The sequence below is a fragment of the Micromonospora noduli genome (assembly GCF_003264365.1).
GTDB classification, from domain to species: Bacteria; Actinomycetota; Actinomycetes; order Mycobacteriales; family Micromonosporaceae; genus Micromonospora; species Micromonospora noduli.
Window position 1 is genome coordinate 233,528 of sequence record NZ_PYAK01000005.1, and the last position, 9,308, is coordinate 242,835.

The 9,308-nt window shown below is 72.5% G+C and carries 12 protein-coding genes; 3 read left to right on the forward strand and 9 right to left on the reverse strand.

The window, feature by feature from the left end; genetic code table 11:
* Positions 1-10: 10 nt before the first annotated feature.
* The 7 genes from GUI43_RS06455 to GUI43_RS35085 all read right to left on the reverse strand — a co-directional run bounded on the left by GUI43_RS06455 (position 11) and on the right by GUI43_RS35085 (position 5,463).
* Complete coding sequence (locus GUI43_RS06455; RefSeq protein WP_112585128.1) at positions 11-622, reverse strand: malonic semialdehyde reductase; 612 nt, start codon at positions 620-622, stop codon at positions 11-13.
* The gene (locus GUI43_RS06460; protein ID WP_112585125.1) at positions 619-1,179 is read right to left on the reverse strand and encodes a flavin reductase family protein; all 561 of its coding nucleotides are present in this window, start codon (positions 1,177-1,179) and stop codon (positions 619-621) included. Before GUI43_RS06460 ends, GUI43_RS06455 begins: the two co-directional genes overlap by 4 nt.
* On the reverse strand, positions 1,176-2,510 hold the full coding sequence (locus GUI43_RS06465; protein WP_112698298.1) for an LLM class flavin-dependent oxidoreductase: 1,335 nt from the start codon (positions 2,508-2,510) through the stop codon (positions 1,176-1,178). The genes GUI43_RS06460 and GUI43_RS06465 overlap by 4 nt, the downstream gene beginning before the upstream one ends.
* An 11-nt stretch (positions 2,511-2,521) precedes the next feature.
* The gene (locus tag GUI43_RS06470) at positions 2,522-3,388 is read right to left on the reverse strand and encodes an ABC transporter permease (RefSeq protein ID WP_112585121.1); all 867 of its coding nucleotides are present in this window, start codon (positions 3,386-3,388) and stop codon (positions 2,522-2,524) included.
* Positions 3,381-4,226: an ABC transporter ATP-binding protein gene (locus GUI43_RS06475; RefSeq protein ID WP_112698299.1), complete on the reverse strand. Its 846-nt coding sequence runs from the start codon at positions 4,224-4,226 to the stop codon at positions 3,381-3,383. Before GUI43_RS06475 ends, GUI43_RS06470 begins: the two co-directional genes overlap by 8 nt.
* Positions 4,223-5,254 carry an ABC transporter substrate-binding protein gene (locus GUI43_RS06480; RefSeq protein WP_112698300.1) on the reverse strand — a complete coding sequence of 344 codons (1,032 nt, stop codon included), beginning with the start codon at positions 5,252-5,254 and terminating at the stop codon, positions 4,223-4,225. Before GUI43_RS06480 ends, GUI43_RS06475 begins: the two co-directional genes overlap by 4 nt.
* A 131-nt stretch (positions 5,255-5,385) precedes the next feature.
* Positions 5,386-5,463 carry a putative leader peptide gene (locus GUI43_RS35085; protein ID WP_349881247.1) on the reverse strand — a complete coding sequence of 26 codons (78 nt, stop codon included), beginning with the start codon at positions 5,461-5,463 and terminating at the stop codon, positions 5,386-5,388.
* A 248-nt stretch (positions 5,464-5,711) separates the two neighbouring features.
* Here GUI43_RS35085 and GUI43_RS06485 point away from each other — a divergent pair, with 248 nt between their 5' ends.
* A complete protein-coding gene (locus GUI43_RS06485; RefSeq protein ID WP_030333600.1) occupies positions 5,712-5,891 on the forward strand; it encodes a DUF4236 domain-containing protein in 180 nt (59 codons plus the stop codon).
* Positions 5,892-5,960: 69 nt separating this feature from the next.
* On the opposite strand, the gene GUI43_RS06490 is transcribed toward GUI43_RS06485, so the two are convergent.
* Positions 5,961-6,845 carry a hypothetical protein gene (locus GUI43_RS06490; RefSeq protein WP_112698301.1) on the reverse strand — a complete coding sequence of 295 codons (885 nt, stop codon included), beginning with the start codon at positions 6,843-6,845 and terminating at the stop codon, positions 5,961-5,963.
* 24 nt (positions 6,846-6,869) lie between these two features.
* Positions 6,870-7,391, reverse strand: coding sequence for a VOC family protein (locus GUI43_RS06495; RefSeq protein ID WP_112585113.1), 522 nt, complete (start codon positions 7,389-7,391; stop codon positions 6,870-6,872).
* Between the two features lie 49 nt (positions 7,392-7,440).
* Here GUI43_RS06495 and GUI43_RS06500 point away from each other — a divergent pair, with 49 nt between their 5' ends.
* A complete protein-coding gene (locus GUI43_RS06500) occupies positions 7,441-7,902 on the forward strand; it encodes a MarR family winged helix-turn-helix transcriptional regulator (RefSeq protein ID WP_030333595.1) in 462 nt (153 codons plus the stop codon).
* 57 nt (positions 7,903-7,959) lie between these two features.
* A partial coding sequence (locus tag GUI43_RS06505; RefSeq protein WP_112698302.1) for a tetratricopeptide repeat protein occupies positions 7,960-9,308 on the forward strand: 1,349 nt, incomplete at its 3' end.

Consider the following 9,308-nt stretch of genomic DNA (forward strand, 5'->3'; position numbering starts at 1 on the left):
TCGGGTCGGCTCACAGCGTCCACACCACCTCCTCGGTGCTGAGCCGGGGCAGCCGCTGCTCCCAGGCGTCCGGGCCGGGGTGGCCCAGGTTGAGCAGCAGCAGCGCCTCGTGCCGGCCGTCGGGAAAGAACTCGCGGGTCACCCCGGCCGCGTCGAACCCGGCCATCGGGCCGGCGGCCAGCCCGGCGGCGCGTACGCCCACCAACAGGTAGCCGATCTGGAGGGTCGCGCTGAACCGGGCCTGCTCGGCGCGGGACGGACTGTCGCTCAGCCAGTTGCGGGCCTGCGGCCGGTGCGGGTACAGCTCGGGCAGCCGCTCGTGGAAGTCCACGTCGGCGGCGAGCACCGCCACCAGTGGCGCGCTGGCCGTCTTCGCCCGGTTGCTCGACGAGACGTACGGCAGCAGCCGCGCCCGGGCCGCCGCCGAACGGAGCAGCAGCACCCGCAGCGGCTGACCGTTGTACGCGGTCGGCCCGTACCGGATCAGGTCGTGGATCGCCGCGACCTGGGCGTCGGTGACCGGCTCGTCGGTGAACGTGTTGGCCGTGCGGGCCGCCCGGAACAGCAGGTCCTGGGCGGCCCGGTCCAACGCGAGCAGGTCGGCGGTGGTCGGTGCGGTCACGTCGGCACGGCGGTGGTGTAGCCGCCGCGGTGGTGGACCAGTGGCGGGCCGTCGCCACCGTCGCCGAGCGCCAGCGGCTCGGCGATCACCAGCGTGTGGTCGCCGGCCGGGACCCGGTGCACCACCCGGCAGAGCAGCCGGGCCAGCACCCCGTCGAGCAGCGGCACCCCGAACGGTCCCGACGTCCAGTCCGGGTACGCGGCGAACCGGTCGATGCCGCTGGTCGCGAAGACCGTGGCGGCCTCCCGCTGCCCGGCGCCGAGCAGGTGGACGGCGACGTGCTCGGCGCGGGCGAGCACCGGCCAACTCGACGACGCCAACCCGAGGCAGAACGAGACCAGGGGTGGGTCCAGCGACACCGACGTGAACGAGGTCGCGGTGAAGCCCGCCCGGATGGGCGCGCCGATCCCACCGAGGCAGGCGGGGTCGGTGCCGCGGGCGACAGCGGTGACCACGGTGACGGTGCTGGCCTGCCGCCGCAGCAGTGCGCGGAACAGGCCCGGGTTCACCGGTCGCAGCTCGGCAATCTCCGCCGAGGGTCGCTCCACGGTGGTCATGCCGGCACCAGGGCCGACGTGGCGTACGCGCTGGCCGGTCGGGGCAGGCCGTAGTGCTCGCGCAGGGTCCGACCGGTGTACTCGGTGCGGAACAGCCCACGGGAGCGCAGCACCGGCACCACGTGGTCGACGAAGTCGGCGAGCCCGCCGGGCAGGTGCGGCGGCATGATGTTGAACCCGTCGGCGGCGCCCTGGGTGAACCACAGCTCGATCTGGTCGGCGACCTGCTCCGGCGTGCCGGCGACGACCCGGTGACCCCGGCCGCCGCCGAGGCGGCCGATCAGCTGCCGGATGGTGAGCTGTTCCCGGCGGGCCAGCTCGGTGACGAGCTGGTAGCGGCTCTGGTGGGCCTGCACGGCGCCGGCGGCCGGCAGCTTCGGCAGCGGCCCGTCCAGCGGCAGGCCGGTCAGGTCGATGCCGAGCATCCCGGAGAGCTGGGCCAGGGCGTAGTCGGGGACGATCAGCTCCTCCAGCTCCGCGGCGAGCGCCAGCGCCTCGGCCTCGGTGCCGCCGAGCACCGGCGCGATGCCGGGCAGGACCTTCACCAGGTCCGGGTCGCGGCCGGCGGCGGTGACCTGCCGGCGCAGCTCGGCGTAGAAGCTCTGCCCGTCGGCGAGGGTCTGCTGCGCGGTGAAGACCGCCTCGGCGTAGCGGGCGGCGAAGGCTATCCCGTCCGGTGACGAGCCGGCCTGCACCAGCAGCGGTCGGCCCTGGGGCCCCCGGGGGATGTTCAGTGGGCCACGGACCTGGAACTCCGGCCCGCGGTGCGCCACCTCGTGCACCCGGTCGGTGTCGGCGAACACCCCGGCCGTCGTGTCGAAGACCAGCGCGTCGTCCTCCCAGCTGTCCCAGAGCTTGATCGCCACGTCGACGAACTCGGCGGCCCGCCGGTAACGGTCGGCGTGTTCGGGGTGGCTGTCCCGGTTGAAGTTGACCGCCTCCCGTTCCTGGGCGGAGGTGACGATGTTCCAACCGGCCCGGCCGCCGCTGAGGTGGTCCAGCGAGGCGAACTTGCGGGCGACGTGGAACGGCTCGTTGTAGGTGGTGGAGACCGTCGCGATGAGACCGATGTGTTCGGTCACCGCGGCGAGCGACGCGAGCAGGGTCAGCGGCTCGAAGACGGCCTGGATGTTGTGGCGGGGGTTCGGCCCGACCGAGAGACCGTCGGCGAGGAAGAGTGAGTCGAGGGTGCCGCGTTCGGCGATCCGGGCCAGTTCCTGGAAGTGTCGTACGTCGGTGACCCGACGCGGGTCGGTGCGGGGGTGCCGCCAGGCGGCCTCGTGGTGGCCGACGCCCATCAGGAACGCGTTGAGGTGCAGGGTACGGGTCATTGGAGTCCGTCCTATCCGGCAGAGACGTCGACGCGCCAGGTGGAGAAGCGACGTTCGAGGGCGACGAGGAGCTGGTTGACGACCAGGCCGATGGCGGAGATCGTGATGATCCCGGAGTACATGTCGGCGATCGCGAAGTTGTACTGCGCGTAGTTGATGAGGTAGCCGAGCCCGGCCTTCGCACCGACCATCTCGGCCGCGACCAGGACCAGGATCGAGTACGCCCCGGCCAGCCGGACGCCGGTGAAGATGGTCGGCACGGCGGCCGGCAGGATCACCTTCTGGAACAGCCGCAGGTGGTTGAGCCCCATCGAACGGGCCGACCGGATCAGCAGCGGGTCGACGCCCTTCACCCCGGCGATGGTGTTCAGCAGGATCGGCCAGGAGCACGCGTACAGCACCAGGGCGATCTTGGAGGTCTCCCCCAGGCCGAGGATGAGCACGAACACCGGCAGCAGGGCCAGCGCGGCGGTGTTGCGGAACACCTCCAGCAGTGGGCTGAGCAGCTCGGCGAGCGGTCGGTACCAGCCGATCAGCAGGCCGAGCGGAATGGCGGTGAGCACCGCCAGGCCCAGCCCGGCCAGCGAGCGGGTGAGGCTGGCTCCCACGTGCTCGGCGAGCTGCCCGCTGCGCAGCAACTCCCACCAGGCCACCAGCACCTCCGACAGCGGGGGCAGGAAGACCCGGTCCACCAGCCCGAGCCGGGGTGCGCCCTCCCAGATCGCGGCCAGCGCGGCGATGGCGACGGTGCGGTGCAGCACCTTCGCGCCGATGCCGAGCAGCCGACCGGCGCGACCGGGAACGGCACTGTCGGGCGCAGCGCGGGGCACCGTGGGTGGGCCGACGAGTCGGGTGGGACGTTCGGCGATGTCAACCAACGCGGGCCTCCTCGGTGTGGCGGACGCCGGTGCCCTCGGCCGCCTGGGCGGCCCGCACCTCGTCACGCAGCAGGGTCCAGATCTGGTGCCGGTGGTGGCGGAACGCGTCGGTGGAGCGGACGTCCTCGACCGCGTCCCGGTCGCCGAGGTCGATGTCGATGACCTGTTTGAGCCGCCCGGGCCGGGACGTCAGCACCGCCACCCGCTGACCCAGGTAGACGGCCTCGTCGATGCCGTGGGTGATGAACACGATCGTCTTGCCGGTGCGGGCCCAGATCCGCACCAGCTCGTCCTGCAACGAGTCGCGGGTCTGCGCGTCCAGGGCGGCGAACGGCTCGTCCATCAGCAGCACGTCCGGGTCGTACGCGAGGCTGCGGGCGATGGCCACCCGCTGCTTCATCCCGCCGGACAGCTCGTGCGGGTAGCGGTCGGCGAACCCGCGCAGGCCCACCAGGTCGAGGTGGCGCTCGATCAGGGCGGCGCGTTCGGCGCGGGGCACCCCCTTGGCCTCCAGGCCGAACGCGACGTTGCCCGCGGCGGTGCGCCAGGGCAGCAGCGCGTACTGCTGGAAGACGATGCCCCGGTCCAGGCCGGGACCGGTGACCGGCCGACCGTCGACGAGCACCCGCCCTGCGGTCGGCTCGGTGAGCCCTCCGAGCAGGTCGAGCAGCGTGGACTTACCGCAGCCGCTGGGGCCGACGACGACCAGGAACTCGCCGGGGCGTACCCCGAGGGTGACAGCGTCCAGCGCGGTCACCGCGCCGGCTCCGCCGCGCCGACTGGCGCGGACCGGGAAGGTCTTGCTCACCCGATCAAAGAGGATCTTGTCGGTGCTCACGCGTTCCCCCCGTCCACGAAGGGGTTGAACCGGTTGGTGTAGATGTCGCCGGGCTTCGGACGGTCGCCCTTGAGCTCGCCCTCGGCCGCGAGCCAGTCGATCCAGGTGCCGAACTCCTGCTCACCGATCACGCCGCCGCGGCCGGCGACACCACTGCTCTTCCAGTACGCGACCAGCGACGGGTCCTCGTTGCGGCCGCGCTTGCCGATGATGTCCCGCATCCGGGCGACCACTGTCTCCCGGGGTTGGGTGCGAGCCCACTCGATGGCCTTGCCGACCCCCGTGACGAACGCCCTGACGGTCTCCGGGTTGCGCTTGATGAAGTCGTCCCGGAAGACGTAGGTGCCACCGCTGAAGGCGCCGAGCAGCTCGTAGTCGGTGAAGATGGTGCGGATGCCGCCACTGGCGACCGCCTTGTCGCGGATCACCCCGCCGAGCACCGCGACGTCGATCTGCCGCTGTCGCAGCGACTGCTCGGTGTTGACCGGTGGCAGGGCGACCAGCTCGACCTGCTTGATCTCGGCGGCGGTGAGACCGCCGCGGGCGAGCCAGGTCTTGAGCACTGCCTCGGCGTGCGCGCCGAGGGTGTTCATGCCGACCTTCCTGCCGATCAGGTCACGGGGGCTGCGGACCGGGCTCTCGTCGAGCACGTAGTAGCCCTGGAAGGTCTGCGCGTCCGAGCCGTAGTAGCTGACCACGGCGGTGATCGGGGCGTTGGCGGCGGCGAGCTTGACGATGGCGCCGTTGAACGCGCCGCCGAAGTCGCTCTGCCCGGTGGCGGTGGCCTGGATGTCCTGCGGGCCACCGGTGACGTTGCCGATCCACGTGAGCTTGACGTCGCCGAGGTAGCCGAGGTCGGCGGCGAGTTCGGGGAGGGTGACCTGACCGACCGAGCCCTGGTAGCGCAGCTCGTTGGCCTGGGCGCCGTCGGCTGCCGCGTCACCGCCGCAGCCGGCGGTGGCGGTGAGCACGACCAGCGCCGCAACGGCGGCGAGGGTACGCAGAACGGGACGACGGGGTGGGGACATGAGGAGTCTCCTGATCTGTCCACGATGGGAGCGGGGACGCCCGGATGAGGGCGTGCGGGCACGCTGCTCCGCGTTGAGCGGGCGGGCGATGGGAGTGCGGCACTGGAGCCGAGCCGGGTGAACCGGTCAGCTCAACAGAGCGCGCTCGCGTGCCGGACCAGGTCGACGTGCACACGAGCGGTGAGGAGAAGCTCATCCCGCTGCGACATGACCCCATGCTGCCCGGGATCGGAACGAGCGGTCAACGGCCTTCCAGAAGATGAGACTTCTATCGCCGCCGATGTTACGAAGCGCTACGAGCAGCGTTTACCGTGCCGCAACACCTATCTGGTGGATAGAGATTGCGGCACTCGGTGGGCGACCGTCCAGGGCGGACGGCGAGAGGGTTTCAAAAGTTGACGGTTCGGGCATGTTCGATCTCGACACGGCAGGGAACGGTGACGAGGGGAGACCTCCGATGGGCCTCATGTTTCGCAAGCGCAAGAAGTACGGTCCGATCATCCTGAACTTCACCGAGAACGGCTTCTCCTCGTGGAGCATCAAGATCGGTCGCTGGTCCTGGAACTCCAAGGCCCGTGCGCACCGGGTCGACCTGCCGGGTCCGCTGAGCTGGAAGCAGGACAAGTCCCGGTCGTAAGCCTCCCGGGAGTCGAGCGGGGTGCCGGTGATTCACCGGCACCCCGCTCGGCGTCTGCGGGGTGGGCGCTCAGCGCACCAGGGTGATGATCTCGTCGCCGGCCAGCCGCCCGGACTCGCGATCGCGTCGCAGGGCACCGGCGTCGATCAGCTCAGCGAGCGCCTGGTTGGCGTCGGCGGCCCGATAGACGGTCGCGGTGAGGGTGTGCCGGCGCAGCTCGGTGACCGGCCGTGGCCCGCCCGCCCGCAACTCGGCCAGCAGCTCGTGAGCCAGCGGTTCGAGGTCGGGATCGCCGACCACGTCGACGGTCGTGCCGGTCGGGTCGAGCGGGTCGCGGTAGCGCACGCCGAGGTTCGCGCCGAGCTCCCAGAGCGCGTCACGGACCGCCTCCAGACTCCGGTCGGAGCGGCTGCCAAACGCGATCACCCCGGCAGCCTCGCCGCCGGAGAGCACCGGTGCCACCTCGGCCACCAGGGGGAAGCCGGCGGAGACGAGCACGTCTCGGGCGCTGTCGCCGGTGTGCAGCAGCAGCTCTCCCGTCCGGCCGTTGGTCGCGGCGGTGAGCAGCTTCGGCGTCATGGCGCCGGGCAGGTCCACGAAGGAGAACAGCGGCGCGCCGGCCGCCCCGGCGGCCTTCACCGCGACCGGTAACCGGTAGGCGTCGCCGGGCAGCAGGTGCACTGTGACCTCGGCGGGCAGCTCCGCCTCGATCGGGCCGAGTCGGGCCGGCAGGTCGGCGGCGGCGTCGGCCAGCACCAGCACCGTCACCTGCCGGCCGCGCACCTGGTCGCCGTGCGTGGCGACCAGGCGCAGCGCGGCCTCCGCGCTGCCCGCGTCGGCGCCCGCGAGGGCTATGGTGGCCCGCCGGGAGCGGTGCAGGGCCGCGGGCAGCCAGGTCGTCAACTGGCGGACCAGCAGCTCGCGGAGGAAATCAGTGGTCCGGTCGGTCGGCATCGGTCCGTTCTACCGTACGGGCGGTCAGGCCGGGACGGAGATCCCCACCCCGCCCCGGGTCTGCCCGCCGTAACGCTGCCGCTCGGCGTCCAGGTCGAGCCGACCGATCTGCTTGCGGGCGGCCAGCGCGGAGTCGTCGAGCAGGTCGGCCGGGATCAGCCAGACCACCTCGAATTCGAGGCCGTCCGGGTCCTTGCCGTAGAGGCTCTTGGTAGTGCCGTGGTCGGAGGTGCCGGCCAGTGCGCCGGCCGCGGCGAGCCGCTCGGCGGTGGCGGCCAGCTCGTCGAGCGTGTCCACCTCCCAGGCGAGGTGATAGAGGCCGACGGTGGACCGGCCGGCGGTCGACCGCCCGGCGCCCGCGCCGATCTCGAAGAGGCCGAGGTCGTGGTCGTTGGTGGAGTCGGGGGCCTGGAGGAAGGTGGCGCCCCGGAAGCCGTCCGGGGTCATCGCCACCGGGCGGAAGCCCAGCACGTCGCTGTAGAACGCGACGCTGCGGGCGAGGTCACTGACGTAGAGGACCGCGTGGTTGAGCCGGTGGATACCCATGACCCGAGACTAGCGCGGTTTAGTTGAACATTCAACCATCGGGAGTATGATGGCGGTCATGACCCGCTGGTTGGACCCCGACGAGCAGCGCACGTGGCGCGCGTACCTCACCGCTTCCCGGGTGCTGATGGACACTCTCGACCGTGAGCTGCAACGCGACGCGGGCATGCCGCACGCGTACTACGAGATCCTGGTCCAGCTCTCCGAGGCCCCCGGCCGTCAACTGCGCATGAGCCAGTTGGCGCAGGCTGCGGGGTCGTCGCGCAGCCGGCTCTCGCACGCCGTGGCCCGGCTGGAGGCCGCCGGCTGGGTGCGCCGCGAGGACTGCCCCACCGACCGGCGCGGGCAGATCGCGCTGCTCACCGACGAGGGTTTCGCCACCCTCGCGGCCGCCGCTCCCGGCCACGTCGAGGGGGTACGCCGACACCTGTTCGACGCGTTGAGCCCCGCCCAGGTCGACCAGCTACGCCGGATCAGCGAGACCCTGGCCGAGCACCTGACCGGATCCTGACCAATCGACACCGGCGCGGGTCTTGTACTTACCGTCGTCGGATGAGCACGATGGGGCGTGTCTTCCGGCTTCGGTGAACTGACTGATCAGGCGCACCACCTCGTGTCCTCCGGCGATCTGGCCGGCGCACAGCAACTGCTGTCCGACGCGCTCACCGACGCCGACCCCCGCCCGGCCAACGCCACTCCCGAGCTGGCCGAGGCGGCCAGCCTCCAGGCGCGGGTGCTGATCGCCCTCGGCGAGCCGCACTCGGCCCGCGGGTGGGCCGCCTTCGCGTACGCGGCCACCACCCGCCTGCACGGCCGCGCCGACCCGCGCACGGTGGCCGCGGCGGCGACCCTGGCCGCGGTGCTGCACCGGGTCGGCAGCCACTCCCGGGCGGCGCGGCTCTACCAGGAAGTCATCATCGAGCTGACCGCACAGGACGGCCCGGAGTCACTGCGGGTGCTCGCCGCGCACGCCGACCTGGCCACCGTCGAGTACGCGCGCGGCCAGTGCACTGTGGCCCGCGACCGCCTCCAGGACGCCTGGGAGCTGCACCGCGAGGTGTACGGCGACGGGCACCCCAGCGGCATCAAGATGCTGGCGCGGCTCGGGGCGATGCAGCGCGACTGTGGGCAGTTCGCCGAGGCACACGACAACCTGGCGCTCGCCCGTGAGCTGTGCCGCCAGCACCTGCCCGCCGACGACCCGCTGGCCACCCAGGTGGCGGCCCTGGCCCGGGCGGCCGCCAGTCCCGACCACGCCTGCGCCGACAACCCGCCCACAGCTCGGGACACACCGGTCGTGCCGGCCGCCCGCGTCCCACCGCACGGCGACGGGCCGGCCGAATCCGGCTACCACCCGCAGGCAGCCACAACCCACCACGCCGGGGCGGTGCCGAACCCCCGGCCGCCCTCCGACGAGGCGGTCGGGTCGACGGGCAGCAGATGGTCGACCGAAGCGGCGGACGAGCCGTCGCCCCACCCCACCGACCCTCCGGTGCCCCCGTCGGTGGTCGGGCTGGCCGGCGGCACTGAAGAGCAGCCCGGGGTGTACCGGCTGCACCCACCCGCCGACCCGTACGCGTCGCCCGACCCGAACCCGCTGTCCGACCAGCAGCAACCGTCCGACCCGTACGCGCGGCCCGACCCGTACCAGCAGCCCGATCCGTACGCGCGGCCCGACCCGTACACGCAGGTCGAGCCGTACACGCCGTCGCGGCTGCTGCCGGTGCCCGTGCACCGCGCGCCGCCGGAGCAGCGCAACCGGCTGGTACCGGTGCTGGTGGCCGGCGTGGTCGTGGTGCTCCTCGGCGCGGCAGCGGTGATCGCCGGGGTGGCCCGGGTCGACGGCGACGACGAACCGAACCCGCCGCCGGCCACCGCCTCGCCCACCGCCGGCGCGCCGGCCAGCACCGCGCCCGC